Annotated in this window: 17 protein-coding genes and 1 tRNA gene; 7 read left to right on the top strand and 11 right to left on the bottom strand. The window is 68.3% G+C overall.

Features of this window, described 5'->3' with window-relative positions; genetic code table 11:
• Positions 1-51 precede the first annotated feature (51 nt).
• Both cysS and rlmB read left to right on the top strand, forming a co-directional pair.
• Positions 52-1,476: a cysteine--tRNA ligase gene (gene cysS / locus C5E06_RS12925; protein WP_104307084.1), complete on the top strand. Its 1,425-nt coding sequence runs from the start codon at positions 52-54 to the stop codon at positions 1,474-1,476.
• Entirely contained in the window at positions 1,473-2,468 is a 996-nt protein-coding gene (gene rlmB, locus C5E06_RS12920) for a 23S rRNA (guanosine(2251)-2'-O)-methyltransferase RlmB (RefSeq protein ID WP_104241924.1), read from the top strand. The genes cysS and rlmB overlap by 4 nt, the downstream gene beginning before the upstream one ends.
• Before the next feature lie 79 nt (positions 2,469-2,547).
• Here rlmB and C5E06_RS12915 read toward each other — a convergent pair whose 3' ends face one another.
• The 5 genes from C5E06_RS12915 to msrB form a co-directional block, all read right to left on the bottom strand.
• Positions 2,548-3,954, bottom strand: coding sequence for a hypothetical protein (locus C5E06_RS12915; protein WP_104307083.1), 1,407 nt, complete (start codon positions 3,952-3,954; stop codon positions 2,548-2,550).
• On the bottom strand, positions 3,944-4,777 hold the full coding sequence (locus C5E06_RS12910; RefSeq protein ID WP_104299346.1) for a TIGR03943 family putative permease subunit: 834 nt from the start codon (positions 4,775-4,777) through the stop codon (positions 3,944-3,946). The genes C5E06_RS12915 and C5E06_RS12910 overlap by 11 nt, the downstream gene beginning before the upstream one ends.
• A complete protein-coding gene (locus C5E06_RS12905) occupies positions 4,770-5,822 on the bottom strand; it encodes a permease (RefSeq protein ID WP_104241918.1) in 1,053 nt (350 codons plus the stop codon). Before C5E06_RS12905 ends, C5E06_RS12910 begins: the two co-directional genes overlap by 8 nt.
• Positions 5,823-5,895: 73 nt before the next feature.
• Positions 5,896-5,971 (bottom strand) — tRNA-Thr (locus tag C5E06_RS12900).
• Between the two features lie 80 nt (positions 5,972-6,051).
• A complete protein-coding gene (gene msrB, locus C5E06_RS12895; RefSeq protein WP_104241916.1) occupies positions 6,052-6,468 on the bottom strand; it encodes a peptide-methionine (R)-S-oxide reductase MsrB in 417 nt (138 codons plus the stop codon).
• A 105-nt stretch (positions 6,469-6,573) separates the two neighbouring features.
• Between msrB and C5E06_RS12890 the strand changes: the two genes are divergently transcribed.
• The 4 genes from C5E06_RS12890 to groL all read left to right on the top strand — a co-directional run bounded on the left by C5E06_RS12890 (position 6,574) and on the right by groL (position 9,705).
• Complete coding sequence (locus tag C5E06_RS12890) at positions 6,574-6,867, top strand: DUF3263 domain-containing protein (protein WP_104241914.1); 294 nt, start codon at positions 6,574-6,576, stop codon at positions 6,865-6,867.
• A 4-nt stretch (positions 6,868-6,871) separates the two neighbouring features.
• The gene (locus C5E06_RS12885) at positions 6,872-7,423 is read left to right on the top strand and encodes a LytR C-terminal domain-containing protein (RefSeq protein WP_104307082.1); all 552 of its coding nucleotides are present in this window, start codon (positions 6,872-6,874) and stop codon (positions 7,421-7,423) included.
• Between the two features lie 233 nt (positions 7,424-7,656).
• Positions 7,657-7,872 (top strand): cold-shock protein, encoded by a 216-nt coding sequence (locus C5E06_RS12880; protein ID WP_068479823.1) that lies wholly within the window; start codon positions 7,657-7,659, stop codon positions 7,870-7,872.
• 213 nt (positions 7,873-8,085) lie between these two features.
• A complete protein-coding gene (gene groL / locus C5E06_RS12875) occupies positions 8,086-9,705 on the top strand; it encodes a chaperonin GroEL (protein WP_068479821.1) in 1,620 nt (539 codons plus the stop codon).
• Positions 9,706-9,830: 125 nt separating this feature from the next.
• Here groL and C5E06_RS12870 read toward each other — a convergent pair whose 3' ends face one another.
• The 3 genes from C5E06_RS12870 to C5E06_RS12860 all read right to left on the bottom strand — a co-directional run bounded on the left by C5E06_RS12870 (position 9,831) and on the right by C5E06_RS12860 (position 12,679).
• Positions 9,831-10,121: a WXG100 family type VII secretion target gene (locus C5E06_RS12870; RefSeq protein ID WP_104307081.1), complete on the bottom strand. Its 291-nt coding sequence runs from the start codon at positions 10,119-10,121 to the stop codon at positions 9,831-9,833.
• A gap of 84 nt (positions 10,122-10,205) precedes the next feature.
• A complete protein-coding gene (locus tag C5E06_RS12865; RefSeq protein ID WP_104307080.1) occupies positions 10,206-11,942 on the bottom strand; it encodes a cell wall metabolism sensor histidine kinase WalK in 1,737 nt (578 codons plus the stop codon).
• A 38-nt stretch (positions 11,943-11,980) separates the two neighbouring features.
• A complete protein-coding gene (locus C5E06_RS12860; protein ID WP_068479813.1) occupies positions 11,981-12,679 on the bottom strand; it encodes a response regulator transcription factor in 699 nt (232 codons plus the stop codon).
• A gap of 126 nt (positions 12,680-12,805) precedes the next feature.
• On the opposite strand from C5E06_RS12860, the gene C5E06_RS12855 reads away from it, so the two are divergent.
• Positions 12,806-13,621: a methyltransferase domain-containing protein gene (locus C5E06_RS12855; protein ID WP_104241906.1), complete on the top strand. Its 816-nt coding sequence runs from the start codon at positions 12,806-12,808 to the stop codon at positions 13,619-13,621.
• Here C5E06_RS12855 and C5E06_RS12850 read toward each other — a convergent pair.
• The 3 genes from C5E06_RS12850 to C5E06_RS12840 form a co-directional block, all read right to left on the bottom strand.
• Positions 13,587-14,030, bottom strand: a complete 444-nt coding sequence (locus C5E06_RS12850; RefSeq protein WP_104241904.1) for a MerR family transcriptional regulator — start codon at positions 14,028-14,030, stop codon at positions 13,587-13,589. The two genes, C5E06_RS12855 and C5E06_RS12850, sit on opposite strands and share 35 nt — an antisense overlap.
• On the bottom strand, positions 14,017-14,493 hold the full coding sequence (locus C5E06_RS12845) for a hypothetical protein (RefSeq protein ID WP_181062973.1): 477 nt from the start codon (positions 14,491-14,493) through the stop codon (positions 14,017-14,019). The genes C5E06_RS12850 and C5E06_RS12845 overlap by 14 nt, the downstream gene beginning before the upstream one ends.
• Positions 14,494-14,554: 61 nt before the next feature.
• On the bottom strand, positions 14,555-16,201 hold the full coding sequence (locus tag C5E06_RS12840; RefSeq protein ID WP_104241902.1) for a DNA repair helicase XPB: 1,647 nt from the start codon (positions 16,199-16,201) through the stop codon (positions 14,555-14,557).
• Positions 16,202-16,261 lie beyond the last annotated feature (60 nt).

Here is a 16,261-nt window from a genome sequence, read left to right as displayed (position 1 = left end):
GCTGCGCGGACGTCCATTCGTCCGCGCGGCCCTGACGCGTATGCTGGTGCAGTGAATCAGCGCATCTACGACACGCAGACGCAAGCACTCGGCGACTTCACGCCGATGGTGCCAGGCGAGGTCTCGATGTACGTCTGCGGGCCGACGGTGCAGTCAGCGCCCCACGCTGGTCACCTCCGTTCGGCGCTCGTCTACGACCAGTTCCGGTCATGGTTCGAGGCGAGCGGCCTCCGGGTGACGCTCGTGCGCAACGTCACCGACATCGACGACAAGACTCTTGCCGGAGCCACCGATGGCGAACCATGGTGGGCACTCGCGTACCGCGTGGAACGCGAGTTCAACGCCGCCTACGCGGCGCTCGGCATCCGCCCACCCACGTACGAGCCTCGCGCGACGGGGTCCATCCCGGAGATGCAGGAGCTCATCTCGCTGCTCATCGAGCGCGGCCACGCGTATCCGGCCGCCGACGAGAGCGGCGACGTGTGGTTCGACACCGGCAGCTGGCCGAGCTACGGAGAGCTCACGCACCAGCGCCCCGAGGACATGGCAGAGGGCGAGGCGCCGAGCCGCGGCAAGCGCAGCGCCGCCGACTTCGCGCTCTGGAAGGGGCGCAAGCCCGGCGAGCCGGAGTCGGCCGCCTGGGCGTCGCCCTGGGGCTCAGGCCGGCCGGGCTGGCACATCGAGTGCTCGGCGATGTCGACCAAGTACCTCGGGCCGACCTTCGACATCCACGGCGGTGGGCGTGACCTCCGCTTCCCCCACCATGAGAACGAGCTGGCGCAGTCGCGCGCCGCGGGCCTCGAGTTCGCTCGCACGTGGGTGCACAACGGCCTCGTCTCGGTGGCAGGGCAGAAGATGTCGAAGTCGATCGGCAACACGGTCTCGGCGCTCGACCTCCTGTCCTCCGCTCGCCCCGTCGTGGTCCGCTACTTCCTCGGGTCGGCGCACTACCGCTCGACCATCGAGATCGGCGACACCTCGCTCGAGGAGGCAGCCGCGTCGTTCGCGCGCATCGAGTCGTTCCTCGAGCGCGCGGAGCGGGCCGGCCTCCCGGTTCCAGCCGAGCCGGCGGGCACGGTGCGACTCGACGGCCTCCCCGCTGCGTTCGTCGCCGCGATGAACGACGATTTCGCGGTCCCCCAGGCCATAGCGTCGCTGCACGAGACGGTGACCGCCGGCAACCAGGCGTTCGACACGGGCGCGGCGGATGCGGCGGCCCGAGCAGCACGCGAGGTCACCTCGATGCTCGACATCCTCGGCATCAACCCACGCGCTGAGCAGTGGAGCGGGGGAGCGGATGCGGCCGGCGACACGGCCCTCGCGGCGCTCGTCGACTCGCTGCTCGCGGAGCGCAAGCAGGCCCGCGGTGCGAAGGACTTCGCCCGCGCAGATCAGATTCGAGACACGCTGGCAGCAGCCGGCGTGCAGATTGAAGACTCGCCGAACGGCAGCTTCTGGACGTTGGAGAAGGCATGAGCACGAATTCGCGCGGCAACCGCAGCAAGAAGGGCCCCACGAAGGGCACCGGCGGCAACGGCCGCAAGTCCCTCGAAGGTCGGGGCAACACGCCGCGCGCCGAGGACCGTTCCTGGCACGTGGCTGGCAAGCGCAAGGCCGCGAAGGAACGCCTGGAAGCCGCTCGCGGTGGCTCCAAGCCGCGTCCGGCGCAGCGTGAGGGCGGCGCCCCGCGCCGCGCGCGGACCGACGACAGCACGGAGCTCGTGACGGGCCGCAACTCGGTGGTCGAAGCGCTGCGCGCCGGCATCCCCGCCACGACGCTCTATGTCGCCGCGCGCGGTGAGATGGATGAGCGCGTCAAGGAGATCTTCAAGATCGCCACCGAGCGCAAGATCCCGATCCTCGAGGTCATGCGTCCCGAGCTCGACCGCATGGCGGGCCGCGACGCAGTCCACCAGGGCGTCATCATCAAGGTGCCGGCGTACACGTACGCCGACCCGATGGAGGAGCTCGACCGCGCCATCCAGCGTCGCCGGAACCCGCTGTTCGTCGCGCTCGACGGCATCACGGACCCTCGCAACCTCGGCGCCATCGTGCGTTCCGTGGCGGCGTTCGGCGGCGATGGCATCATCGTGCCGCAGCGACGCTCGGTCGGCATGACGGCCTCCGCGTGGAAGACCTCTGCCGGCGCCGCAGCGCGTCTGCCCGTCTCCATGGCCTCGAACCTCACGGCCACCATCAAGGCGTACAAGAAGGCCGGCGTCTTCGTCATCGGCCTCGACGGCGACGGCGACGTCTCGCTGCCGTCGCTCGAGCTCGCGACCTCTCCGCTCCTCGTCGTCGTCGGCAGCGAGGGCAAGGGCCTCTCGAGGCTCGTCACCGAGCACTGCGACGCGATCGTCTCCATCCCGATCGACGGGGCGACGGAATCCCTCAACGCGGGCATCGCGACGAGCATCACGATGTACGAGGTCTCGAAGCTGCGGGCCGCCAAGCGCGCCGCCAAGTAGGCGCAGCAACTGCGATCAGATGGGCCTCACCTGCGGGTGGGGCCCATCGTCGTATCTGGTCCCATGTCGTGGAGACGGGTCAGTGGCACCACGAGGTCAGGAAGCCGGTGAGGCGGCGGAGCTCCGCGCCCGTGGCGATGTCGATGACGGTGGTCGTCGACTGCTTCATACCGGGAAGGACGGCGTAGCCGTCCGGCCCCTGCGCGCCGAGGCCCGTCTCGACGGCGAGGTACTGGCCGTTGGGGGAGACGCAGATGTCGCGCAGCCACTCGCCGCTGTCGCCCGGGTCGAAGAGCGTGCGCTGGCCGTCGGCGTCGGCGAACTCCACCGTGACGTCGGCGAGCCCGGCCGCCGCATCCGCGACCGCGGAGATCTGGGTTCCCTCCGGGTCGAGCACGCTCGTCTGGGTGAGGTACTGCGTCTCGCTGAGCGTCATCGGAGCCGGGGTGAGCTGCTCCGCGGTCCCCGAGCTCAGATCGAAGAGGGTGTAGCCGCCGACACCGGAGGTCACGGCGGTGGCCGTGCCGGGAACGAAGCCATGGAAGTGCTGCGCTTGGCCGATCGGCTCGGCGGGGGTGCCGGCGAGCACGTTCACGAGGTACAGCTGCTCGTCGAGGGTCTGCGCGATGAGCGCCCCTGTGCGGGGCGCGAACGCCCACGTCGAGACCATGAGCGGTGTGCCGTCGGGGCCTGCCACCTGCTTGGGGCGGAACGACGTGTCGCTCGTGTCGAAGACGAACAGCGAGCGCACCAGCTCGGTCTGCCCGTCGGCGTGCACGCCGTCGACGACGAAGCCGATGAGGCCGCTCGCCGCGTCGGCGGCGAGGCTCGAGAAGCTCCCGGTCGCGTCCACGTTCAGCGGGACAGCCGGTCCGGGCTCAGCGCGGGGCGCGACGCCGACCGTGCCGAGGCCTGCGGAGTCCTGTTCGATGACGGCGACGAACGCGTCCGTGAGGGCATACTCCTGGATGCGCGGGGCGGTGAACAGGATGCTCGGCTCACCCCCGCCGGAGACGTTCGTCTCGATGACCCGGTCCTCGAGCGTCCCGCCGGTCGAGATCGCCCCGCGGACGAGTGTCGACACCTCGAGGGGCGGAGTCGTGAACTCGGTCTCGAGGGTCGATGAGACGCCCGTCGAGGAGCTCACGGCGTCCGTCACTGTGAGGGTGTAGCTCGTGTCGTAGGCGAGCAGCTGCTGGAACGTCACCGTGATCGTGCCGTTCTCCTCCGTGAGGCTGTAGTCGGCGGCTGGCTCGAGGACGACCTGCGCAGGGTCGATCTCGCGGAGGCGCTGGTTCGGTGTCAGCACGAGGCGCGTGCCCTGCTGCTCGACCGTGCCGATGGCGTTGACCGCCGTCGACGCGACTCGCGGGCCCTGCAGGATGTTGCCGACGGCGAGCCCCGCGGCGAGCAATGCGAGCACGATGACCGACAGGATGAACGTCCTCCGGAAGCGGCGTCCGCCCGAGGCGAGATCAGTAGACATAGGGGTCGTTCGGCTGGTCGATCGCGGTGATGGTCGTCGGCATGAGTGCGACGCGCTCGGCGCTGGAGGCGCTCGGGTTCGTGACGAACGCGCCGTCGACCTCGACCCAGGAATCGACGGGGTAGCTGCCCTGCCAACCGGGCTGGTGCACGGCGACGCCGACCGGGGCGGCGTCGATCGCGCAGCAGTTCACGACGAAGCGCGCCAGGATGAAGGCGTCCGGCGAGTCCGGGTCCTCGGTCACGAACCCGACGAGCTTCGCGCGTTCGCCGAGCACCTGCTGCTCCCCGTCGCCCTGGCGGAGCATCGCGGCCCAGTCCTTGACGGTGAAGGAGCTGGTGTCGCGGCCACGGAGCGTCTCGCCCTCCGAGATCGGGGAGTCCACGGTCTGCGCGTTGGCGTTGAGGGAGCGGTTCTCCACCGCCGCGGAGCTGAGCGTCACCGGCGGCGCGATGATGAGCGCCACGAACGCCGTGGCGACGACGACGAGCGTGACGGTCGTCGAGGCGATCACGGCGATGCGCTGACGTGCGCCGAGCCGCGGGCGGCGGTTGCTCCGCCGTGTGGTCGATGTGCCGAGCGCATCCGACTCGTGCGAGTGGTCGTGGTCATGTCCGTGGTCGTGGTCGTCGCGACCCGGGGTGACGGCGATGGCCGCGATCGCGAGGACGCCGCCGATGACCGCCATGATCGAGGTGAACACGAAGTAGCGGGGGTGGATGTAGAGCGAGAGCCCGCCCGTCATGGAGAGCCACACCGTGGCGACGACGGTGAAGAGCGTGAGCGCGACCCCGCGCCATCTGGAGAGCAGTCGTTCAAGCAATGAGGTTCACTCCGAGTCCGAGGGTGAAGGCCGACAGCGCGACGATGAGGGTGATGCGCGCGAGGACCGCGCTCGTGTAGGTCGTGCGCATGAGCGCGAGCATCTTGACGTCGATCATCGGCCCCATCACGAGGAAGGCAACGATCCCGCCGGGCATGAACGTGCCGACGAAGGACAGGGCGAAGAACGCGTCGACGTTCGCGCAGATCGAGATGACGAAGCCGAGCGTCATGAGCACGAGCACCGAGAGCACGGGATGCTCGCCGAGCGTCGTGAGGAGATCGCGTGAGACGCCGACCTGGATGGCCCCCGCGATGGCTGACCCGATGAAGAGCGCGGGGAGCATCGTGGAGGTCTCGGCGCCGAACATCGACGCGCTCGCTCGCAAGCGGTCGCGGACGCCGGAGCGGCCCCCGTGTCCGTGCTTCGCCTCCAGCTCGCAGGTTGCGGCGAAGCTCGGCGTGAGCAGCTCCTGTGGTCTCGGGTGGCGGCTGAACAGGAAGCCGATGACGTTGGCGATGACGAAGCCGCCGATGATGCGGGCGGCCAGGATCCCGTGGTCCCAGCCGAACGCCTGGTACGTCGTGACGATCGTGATGGGGTTCAGGATGGGCGCTGCGAGCAGGAACGTGATCGACTCGGCCGGCGTGAAGCCGCGGAGCACGAGGCCGCGGGCGAGGGGCACGTTGCCGCACTCGCAGACGGGCAGGGCGATGCCGAACAGGGAGATCACGGCGCGTCGGAGCCAGGGGCTCTGCGGCAGGATGCGCATCAGGAAGCCCGGCGGGAGCCAATGCTGGACGACGATCGAGAGCAGGATGCCGAGCACGATGAACGGCATGGACTCGATGACGACGCTCAAGGAGAGCGTCACGAAGTCGCTGATCGGGCCGAGGGCCGGTGCGTCGTCGAGCGAAGCCGTGAACGTCCTGATCGCGATGAGCGTGAGGATCAGGCCCGCGCCGATGGTCAGTCCGAGCACACCGCGACTTGCGGTCGTGCGCTGAGGGCGCGGTGCGCGCTGCGCAGTCGTGTGCTCGTGCATCCAGCCGAGTATAGTTCGGGCCGCTTTCGGAACACGGAGGCAACGAGGGACTCGCGCGGGGCGGTGAGGATTCTGGAGCCGACTGCGAGGTTCGAACTCGCGACATCCGCTTTACAAGAGCGGTGCTCTACCAGCTGAGCTAAGTCGGCCTGCTGCAATCGCAGCGGCACCATCATAGCCATGCGGTGCGCGAGGCGCGCACCGCATGGCCACTCGGGTGCTGCGCTCCTTACTCGGAGGGCGTCTCGTCGTCCGGGGTGAAGGAGAGCGAGAGCGAGTTCATGCAGTAGCGGTCGCCCGTCGGGGTGCCGAAGCCGTCGGGGAACACGTGCCCGAGGTGGGACCCGCAGTTCGCGCAGCGCACCTCGGTGCGCACCATGCCGAGCGAGCGGTCCTCGAGCAGCTGGACTGCGTCGGGGCGGACCGACTCGTAGAAGCTCGGCCACCCGCATCCGGAGTCGAACTTCGTTCCGGCCTTGAAGAGCTCGGAGCCGCATGCGCGGCAGGTGTACAGTCCGGCGCGCCCCTCTTCGAGGAGCTCTCCCGTGTAGGCCCGCTCAGTGCCTGCCTCGCGCAGCACGTGGTACTCCTGCGGCGTGAGCTCAGCGCGCCACTCGGAATCGGGCTTGTTGACGGCGTAGGACACCGTGCCTCCTGGAGATCGACGAGACCGCTGGGAGCGGTCAGGGAGGAACGAGCATACGCGCGTTGCGTGAGTCCAGTCCGTGAGCCGTGCTCGTACACTTCCTGCATGGAACGGGACGTGGAGCTCAGCGACCTCGAGCGCGCCCTGCTGGATTTCGAAGACCTGAATCCGCGGCAGAACGCAGCGAAGACGGCAGCGATCAGGGATCGCTTCGGCTGGTCGACGACGCAGTACTACCGAAATCTCGCTACGCTCATCGAGACACCAGCTGCGCTCGCTCACCAGCCGATGCTCGTCGGCCGCCTACGGCGTGCGCGCGAGCGGCGGGCGGATGAGCGCCAGCTGCGGCGCGAGCAGCGCATGTCCAGCGCCTCTCCCACCTCAGGACGGATTCGGTAAAAACGTGGACTACCCCAAGGATCGCTTCGACGACATCCCACCCGGCCTCGACAGGCGCGGCGCGCATCGCGCGCCCCGAACCCGTCTCGCCAAGCTCGCCTCGTGGCTCTGGGGCCTGCTGGCCGTCGTCGTCATCGTCGCCGTCGCGGCGGTTGCCATGCAGATCATCAACGGCGCCGTCTCGTTCAGCCCGTCCGCCGAGCCCGAGACCAGCGAGACGCCGGCCGAGGCCGCCCCTGTCGAGGAGGCGCCTGCCGAGGTCGTGCCGCAGCTCGACCCGAACGTCGCCGTCCGCGTGCTCAACGGCACCGAGCTGGCTGGCGTCGCCGGTGGAACGACCACCGAGCTCGCTGACGCCGGCTGGAACGTGACGGAGACGGCGGATGCGCCGACCTCCGACTACGCGACGACCACCGTCTCCTACAACGACCCCGCTCAGGAGGCTGCTGCCCTGGCGCTCGTGCAGTCGCTCGGCGGGGGCACCGCGGTGCTGGATCCGAACGTCGCTGCCGCTGGGACGATCGTCGTCATCGTCGGCCTCGACCTCGCCGGATAGGGGCGAAAGCCCCGGGGGTTCACCGGGGAATGCGCGCCTTGTGTTCCACGAATGTGAACATCTGGAGACAAAACGTCGCCAGGTGACGTGATCGCGGTTTTCGGCTTCCACGCTCAACAGGTCGCGACCTAGTATCTTGCTCGAGTCCTGGGCACCATCGTTCGTCCCCCTCGCACGCATGCAGGGCTCCGCCGGCTGGCGCTGGCGAGTACTACTGAGCAATGGAGACAAACATGGCGAACGGAACCGTGAAGTGGTTCAACGCTGACAAGGGCTACGGCTTCATCACTGTGGATGCGCTCGACGGCGCTGCTGCACAGGATGTGTTCGTGCACTACAAGGCCATCGAGATGCAGGGCTACCGCGTTCTCGAAGAGGGACAGAAGGTCGAATTCGAGATCGGGGCCGGCGACAAGGGCCCCCAGGCGGAGTCCGTCCGCGCACTCTGATCCCCGACGACAAGCGGCGTCGACCCTCTGTGGGGGTCGGCGCCGTTTTCGGTGCAGGGCGCGGGATCTCCCGTCCTCGTTCGCCCGCAGCGAGAAGGCGTCGGGGCGGCTTGCACTCGACAGGGTCGAGTGCCAATATGGACTTGCACTCGCCTCGTTCGAGTGCCAACCACGAACCTCACGAACCACGTCCGGAAAGGACGCAGTACACATATGTCGAAGATCATTGCTTTTGACGAAGAGGCCCGTCGCGGGCTTGAGCGTGGACTGAACACGCTCGCCGACGCGGTGAAGGTCACGCTCGGCCCACGCGGCCGCAATGTCGTGCTCGAGAAGAAGTGGGGCGCGCCCACGATCACGAACGACGGCGTGTCCATCGCCAAGGAGATCGAGCTGGACGACCCGTTCGAGAAGATCGGTGCCGAGCTCGTCAAGGAGGTCGCGAAGAAGACCGACGACGTCGCCGGTGACGGCACGACGACGGCTACCGTCCTCGCTCAGGCGCTCGTCCGCGAGGGCCTCCGCAACGTCGCAGCAGGCGCAGACCCGATCTCGCTCAAGCGCGGCATCGAGAAGGCCGTCGAGGCCGTCGTCGCCGAGCTGCTCGCATCCGCCAAGGAGGTCGAGACCAAGGAGCAGATCGCTGCCACCGCATCGATCTCGGCTGCTGACGCGCAGATCGGCGAGATCATCGCCGAGGCGATCGACAAGGTCGGCAAGGAAGGCGTCGTCACCGTCGAGGAGTCGAACACGTTCGGCACCACGCTCGAGCTGACCGAGGGCATGCGCTTCGACAAGGGCTACCTCTCGCAGTACTTCGTCACCGACCCCGAGCGCCAGGAAGCCGTCTTCGAAGACGCCTACATCCTGATCGTCAACGGCAAGATCTCCAACATCAAGGACCTCCTTCCGGTTGTCGACAAGGTCATCCAGGCTGGCAAGCAGCTCCTCATCATCGCCGAGGACGTCGAGGGCGAAGCTCTCGCGACGCTCATCGTCAACAAGGTCCGCGGCATCTTCAAGTCGGTTGCCGTCAAGGCTCCCGGCTTCGGCGACCGCCGCAAGGCCCAGCTGCAGGACATCGCCATCCTCACGGGTGGACAGGTCATCAGCGAGGAAGTCGGCCTCAAGCTCGAGAACACGACGCTCGACCTCCTCGGCACGGCCCGCAAGGTCGTCGTGACGAAGGACGAGACGACGATCGTCGAGGGCGCTGGCTCGCCCGAGCAGATCGCCGGCCGCGTCGCCCAGATCCGCGCCGAGATCGAGAACAGCGACAGCGACTACGACCGCGAGAAGCTCCAGGAGCGCCTCGCGAAGCTCGCCGGTGGCGTTGCCGTCATCAAGGCCGGAGCAGCGACCGAGGTCGAGCTCAAGGAGCGCAAGCACCGCATCGAGGACGCAGTCCGCAACGCGAAGGCTGCCGTCGAAGAGGGCATCGTCGCCGGTGGTGGCGTCGCCCTCATCCAGGCTGGCGCACGCGTTCTCGACAAGCTCGAGCTCAAGGGTGACGAAGCGACCGGCGTCAACATCGTCAAGGTCGGCATCCTCGCACCGCTCAAGCAGATCGCGACGAACGCTGGCCTCGAGCCTGGCGTCGTGGCCGAGAAGGTCGCCGGACTCGAAGACGGCTGGGGCCTCAACGCCGCAACCGGCGAGTACGTCAACCTCATCGAGGCTGGAGTGCTCGACCCGGTGAAGGTCACGCGCTCCGCGCTGCTCAACGCAGCTTCGATCGCTGGTCTCTTCCTCACGACCGAGGTCGTCGTCGCTGACAAGCCCGAGAAGGCTGGCGCACCGGCGATGGACCCGGGCGCTGGAATGGACTTCTAAGCACCACGCGCACGACAACAGGCGGGCGGCTCCTCACGGAGCCGCCCGCTTCGTCGTTCCCGCCTCGCGGCTCGACGCGATGGGTCGAGGTGCCGGCCAGGCCAAGCCGGCGAGTGCAGAGCCGGTCAGACGCTGAAGAGCCGCCGAATATCGCCTTCCACGGTGCCGTAGCTGGCGCTCGCGCTGCCCAGAGCGCTATTGATGGCGGAGATGCTCGACTCCACCTGAGCCTGGGTCGAGCGCCACTGCTGCACCAGGCCCTGGAAGGCTGCCGCCGCCTCCCCGCTCCACGACCCCTCGAGTGCGGTCAGGTTGCCGAGCAGTGCGGCGACCTCTGCCTGCACTCGCCCGATCGACGACTGCGTGTTCGTGACGGCGAGCTGCAGCTGCTCGCTGTCGACCATGTAGACGGCCATATGAGTGTTCCCCCTTCTTCGGCCACCGGGTGGTTCCGGCGGCACCTCGTGAGAAGGCTAGGAGCAGCTGCGGGGGAGCGGGGATCAGCTGTTCGGGGCTGTGGAGAGAGCGCTGTCCACAGGCGCGGACATGAGCAGCGGGAACTTGAGGCGGAACGTCGCCCCGCCTCCGGGGGTCTCGAGCACGTCGACCTCGCCATCGTGCGCCTTCATGATCGCCGAGACGATCGAGAGGCCGAGCCCGGAACCGCCGGTCTCGCGTGCGCGGGAGGTGTCTGCGCGCCAGAACCGCTCGAAGATCTTCTGCCTGATCTGCGGGGGGATGCCCTCACCGTGGTCGATGATGTCGACGATGGCGAGCTGGTTCTGCAGATCCACCGTCACGCCCACCTCGAGGGGTGACCCCTCCGGCGTGTACCGCATGGCGTTGCCGAGCAGGTTCGAGATGGCCTGCCGGACCTTGTCCTCGTTCGCGTGCACCATGGCGGGCACATCTCCGAGGTCCTCGTCGGAGTCGGCGGTCTCGATCCCACTCGGTTCGGCCCCCTTGCGCCTGATGGGGAAGCCTCGCAGCGCCGGGCGCGGCAGCGAACGCCGTCGCCACAGCGCGCGCTTCGCGGCCGCACCTTCCGGAGCGCTGGCGGACTCTTCGGCCGGGACGATGTCCGCCTCGACGGCAGCAGGCAGCTCGCCGGTCGTCTCGGACCCGAGGGGCTCCGCCTCGTCGCGGGTCTCCTGGATGATGTTCACGGGGAGAGCCCGCACGACGCGATCCTTGGCGGTCGCGTGCGCATCCATCGCCGCGTCCTCCGCAATCGGCTCGAGGTCGATGACGTCCTTGACGAGCTCGCGCGTCTCGTCGAGTCGAGCGAGCTGCAGGAGGTCCTCGACGAGGCCCCCCATGCGGAGCGCCTCCTTCTCGATCCGCTCCATCGCCTGGCCGACCTTCTCGGGGTCGTTGAGGGCACCCATGCGGTAGAGCTCGGCGTATCCGCGGACCGTGACGAGCGGCGTGCGCAGCTCGTGGCTCGCGTCGCCGACGAAACGACGCATCTGCGCGATGGTGCGCGTGCGCTCGTCGAAGGCGTGATCGATGCGGACGAGCATGGTGTTGAGCGACCGGGAGAGGCGCCCGACCTCAGTGTTCGGGGTGCCGGCGGGAAGGCGCTGGGAGTAGTCGCCAGAGGCGAACTGCATGGCCGTGGCCTCGACCTGCCTCAGGGGGAGCAGCGTCGCGGAGACGAGGACTCTCGTGAGGGCCGCGCCGAAGATCACGACCGTCAGCCCGAAGCCGAAGAAGATGGCCAGGAAGTTCACCATCGTCGCGTTGACGCTCGTCAGCGGGGCCGCGATGAGCAGCGTGCCGCGCACCTGATCGGCGGCGTACTCTCCCTCCGGCACGGTGATGGTCCGCCAGGTCGCCCCGAGCGGGTCCTCCATGTCGAAGAGGCTCTGGCTGCCGCGGACCGCGGCGTCTGCTGGCACCTCGGGCGCGATCGCCTGCGGCCGCTGCCACTGTCCCCAGTTGTCGACGACGACCTGGCCGTCAGCATCGAGGACGGCCACGTAGATCGTGGACGGGGCGATGCGGATGGCGTCGTAGGTGATGAGCCTCGACGAGGGGTCGGCGGCGAGGAACTGGGTGGGGTCACTCGCGTACACGCTCAGCTGTGAGTCGGTCTGCGAGACGAGCGTCGGCCGCAGCAGCAGCGTCGTGCCGATTCCGGCGACGACGATACCGAACGTCAGCAGCGTGATGTTGACGATCGTCAGCTTGTTGCGGAGTGAGAGCCGATCCCAGCGCCATGCCTTGAACGGCACCGCCTACTTCCCCTCGTGGTCGGGCTTGGTCACCTCTGCTATGCCTTGGCCCCGGAGACCTTCAGCATGTAGCCGAAGCCACGCTTGGTCTGGATGAGCGGCTCCTCGGTGAACTGGTCGAGCTTGCGGCGCAGGTAGGAGATATAGGACTCGACGATGCCGGCGTCACCGTTGAAGTCGTACTCCCAGACGTGGTCGAGGATCTGCGCCTTCGAGAGCACGCGGTTCGGGTTGAGCATGAGGTAGCGAAGGAGCTTGAACTCGGTGGGGGAGAGCTCGATCGGCTCGTCGCCGATGAACACCTCGTGGGTGTCCTGGTCCATCGTGAGCTCGCCAGTGCGGATGACCGCCTCTTCCTCGGCCTGCATGGTGCGGCGGAGGATGGCCTTGATGCGGGCGACGATCTCGTCGAGGCTGAACGGCTTGGTGACGTAGTCGTCGCCACCCGCGTTGAGGCCCTCGATCTTGTCGTCGGTGTCGTCCTTGGCGGTCAGGAACAGGATGGGGCTCGTGTAGCCAGACGCGCGCAGGCGCTTCGTGACGCCGAAGCCGTTCATGTCGGGGAGCATGACGTCCAGGACGATGAGGTCGGGCTCCTCCTCGATGACAGCGGAGATCGCGGCGGCGCCGTTGCCGACGGCACGCACCATGAACCCTGCGAAGCGCAGGCTGGTCGACAGGAGTTCGCGGATGTTTGGCTCGTCGTCAACAACGAGAATCTTGGGGCCATCAGTCATGGACTAAGTATCTTGACGCCGTCTGAGTGAAGTCTGACGGCGCGCGGTGTCGCGGCAGTGCGGATGCGCTAATCTTCTGGGTCGTGCTCACGAGGGTCCGGGCGCGCGGTGCGCTACTGTGCCGACATGGACGACTCCGCAGCCCCGAGGTACACCCATGGCCACCACGCGAGCGTGCTCCGCTCGCATGGGCGGCGTACGGCCGAGAACTCCGCCGGCTACCTCCTCCCGGAGCTGCGAGAGGGCATGCACGTGCTCGACGTCGGCTGCGGGCCGGGCTCGATCACCCTGGATCTCGCGCGGCGGGTCGGCACCGCCGGCCGTGTCGTCGGCATCGAGGTCGTGGATGAGCCCCTCGAGGCGTCGCGTGCCGCCGCACTCGAAGCCGGGGACACGCAGACGGAGTTCCTGCTCGGCGATGTCTACTCGCTCGACTTCGCCGACGGCGAGTTCGACGTGGTGCACGCACATCAGGTGCTGCAGCACCTCTCCGACCCGGTCGCGGCGCTGCGGGAGATGCGCCGAGTGACGAAGCCTGGGGGACTGGTCGCGGTGCGAGATGTCGACTACGGAACGTGCGTGTGGTCGCCGCAGCTTCCGGAACTCGACCATTGGCTTGCCGTGTACGACAAGGTCGCGCGCTCGAACGACGGGGAGCCGAACGCCGGCAGGGTCCTGCGGCGATGGGCACACTCTGCGGGACTGGAGGATGTGCGTCTCTCGGCGAGCGCTTGGATCTTCACGACACCGGAGGAGCGCGCCTGGTGGGGGTCGACGTGGGCGGAGCGCGCCACCAGGTCGCGGTTCGCCGAGGACGCGAGGGCGCGGGGGATCGCGTCGTCAGGCGACCTTCAGCGCATCGCCGATGCCTGGTCGGAGTGGGCGGACGACGAGGACGCCGAGTTCGTCATGACGCACGTGGAGCTCCTCGCCCGCGTGTGACCTCCGGTCGCGCTTCGCGGCCGAGCGCGTCCACGATCGGGCATTCGGCCGTCGGATCGAGGCACGGGGCGGCGAGGAGCCCGAGGATGGCGGCCCGCGTCCGGTCAAGGTCGCGGATGCGGTCGTCGATCTCGAGGAGCTTGTCGTTCGCGGCCCGCTGCACGGCCTCGGGCTGGGCAGCTCCCGCCCGCGCATCCGCCGAGAGCTCCACGAAGTCGGTGAGCTCCCGCAGCGTGAACCCGAGCTCCTGGCCACGACGGAGGAAGCGCAGACGAGTGAGCGCCCGATCGTCGTAGTCGCGGTAGCCGCCCGTCGTGCGGGGCGGGCTGTCGAGCACCCCGCGCCGCTCGTAGAAGCGGACGGTGGAGACCTTGACGTCTGCCCGCTCGGCGAGCTCAGCGATGCGCATCTGAGGAGACTACGGCCTGGGCCGCATCTGCCGGAGCCCGGGGTCGTCGCACTCGGACGAGCACGGCCGCCTGTGCGACCCCCCACGCGACTTCGAGAGCCAGCATGACCACGATCAGCGGGCTCGCGCCTTGGGTCAGCGCCGTGATCATCGCGAGCGAGAACAGCGCTCGTGCGAGCGTGTCCGCAGCTCCCGCCGCGAGGGACGGACGGAAGATCCGGAAGAGCGCCCACGCCGTCACGACGCTGCCCATCAGGTTCACGAACATCATGGTCGAAGGAGAGCTCGCGTCGGGGAGTTCGCCGCTGAGTCCGAGCTCGGCGTGCAGGGCCTGCAGCCCGATGAAGATCAGGGACGCGGTCGGCAGGAAGGCGAACCCGAGGGTGACGACGAGGTCATAGATGGCGGACAGGCGGATCAGGCCGTGCGCCTTGGCGAGTCGGCTGTGCTTCATGTGTGGCATGACGCCAGCGTGGACCCTGCACCGTGGTGCAGAGTCAAGCCGGAGAATTGCCGGAGTCGAGCTAGGCCGGTTCGAGGATGGCGTCGGCGTCGAGGATCTCGTACGAGTACCCCTGCTCCGCGAGGAAGCGCTGCCGGTTCTGCGCGAAGTCCTGGTCGACGGTCTCGCGCGAGACGAGTGTGTAGAACGACGCGGTCACGCCGCTCGAGCTCGGGCGAAGCAGCCGGCCGAGGCGCTGCGCCTCTTCCTGCCGCGAACCGTACGAGCCGGAGATCTGCACGGCGACGGACGCATCCGGCAGATCGACCGAGAAGTTGGCGACCTTCGAGACGACGAGCACCTTCTCCCGTCCCTCCCTGAAGGCCTGGAAGAGCTCCTCGCGCTCCGCGACGGGCGTCTGGCCCGTGAGCTTCGGCACTCCGAGCTCCTCGGCGATGCTGTCGATCTGATCGAGGTACTGGGCGATGACGAGGATGTTCTCGCCTCGATGCTTGCGGATGAGGGCCTTGACGAGCTCGTGCTTCGCGGGCGCCGTCGCGGCGATGCGGTAGCGCTCGTCGTCGCTCGCGGCCGCGTACTCCATGCGCGTCTCGTACGGCAGGTCCACTCGGACCTCGTAGCACTTGGCAGGCGAGATGTACCCCTGGGCTTCGATGTCCTTCCAGGGAGCGTCGAAGCGCTTGGGGCCGATGAGGCTGAAGACGTCGCCCTCGCGGCCATCTTCTCGCACGAGGGTCGCCGTGAGGCCCAGCCGCCGTCGCGCCTGCAGCTCGGCCGTCAGCTTGAAGACGGGGGCCGGCAGCAGGTGCACCTCGTCGTAGACGATGAGGCCCCAGTCGAGGGCGTCGAGCAGGGAGAGGTGCGTGTAGACGCCCTTCCGGCGCGCGGTGAGGATCTGGTAGGTCGCGATCGTGACGGGCTTGATCTCCTTGACCTCGCCCGAGTACTCGCCGATCTCGTCTTCCGTGAGCGTGGTGCGGCGGAGCAGCTCGTCGCGCCACTGCCGTGCGGAGACGGTGTTGGTGACGAGGATGAGCGTGCTCGTCGATGCGGTCGCCATGGCACCGGCGCCCACGAGCGTCTTGCCAGCGCCGCAGGGGAGCACGACGACCCCGGACCCGCCCTCGAAGAAGTGGTCGACGGCCGACCGCTGGTAGTCGCGCAGCTGCCATTCGGACTCGTCGAGCGCGATGGCGTGCGGCGTGCCAGGCGTGTAGCCCGCAAGGTCCTCCGCGGGCCAGCCGAGCTTCACGAGCTGCTGCTTGAGCTCACCTCTTGCCCAGGCCTGCACGCGGAATCCGGACTCGCCGGTCGGTCCCTCGAGCAGCGGTGCGACGTGCTTGGCCCTGGAGATCTGGAGGAGCACGGCAGGGTCGTCGCTCGAGACGACCAGCTCGCCCTCCTCGTCGCGGGAGATGACGAGCTTCCCGTAGCGGGCCACGGTCTCGCGGATCTCGCCCGAGACGGACGCTGGGACGGGGAACTTCGCGAAACGCTCGAGGACGTCGAGCATCTCGTCGGCCTCGTGGCCGGCCGCGCGGGCATTCCAGAGACCGAGCCGCGTGATGCGATACGTGTGGATGTGCTCAGGCGCTCGCTCGAGTTCGGCGAAGACCGCCAACGCGTGGCGGGCGGCTTCGGCGTCGGGATGCGCCACTTCGAGCAGGACAGTTCTGTCGCTCTGTACGATCAACGGTCCAAGTGCCATAGCGGTCAATCATACCCGCCGGGTCCTGCGCGTCAGCGGTGTCGGCGACTTCTCGCAGCG

Origin of the sequence: Pseudoclavibacter sp. RFBI5 (assembly GCF_002931395.1) — a bacterium.
Taxonomy (GTDB): Bacteria; Actinomycetota; Actinomycetes; order Actinomycetales; family Microbacteriaceae; genus Pseudoclavibacter.
This window is presented reverse-complemented; position numbering and strand designations above follow the sequence as displayed.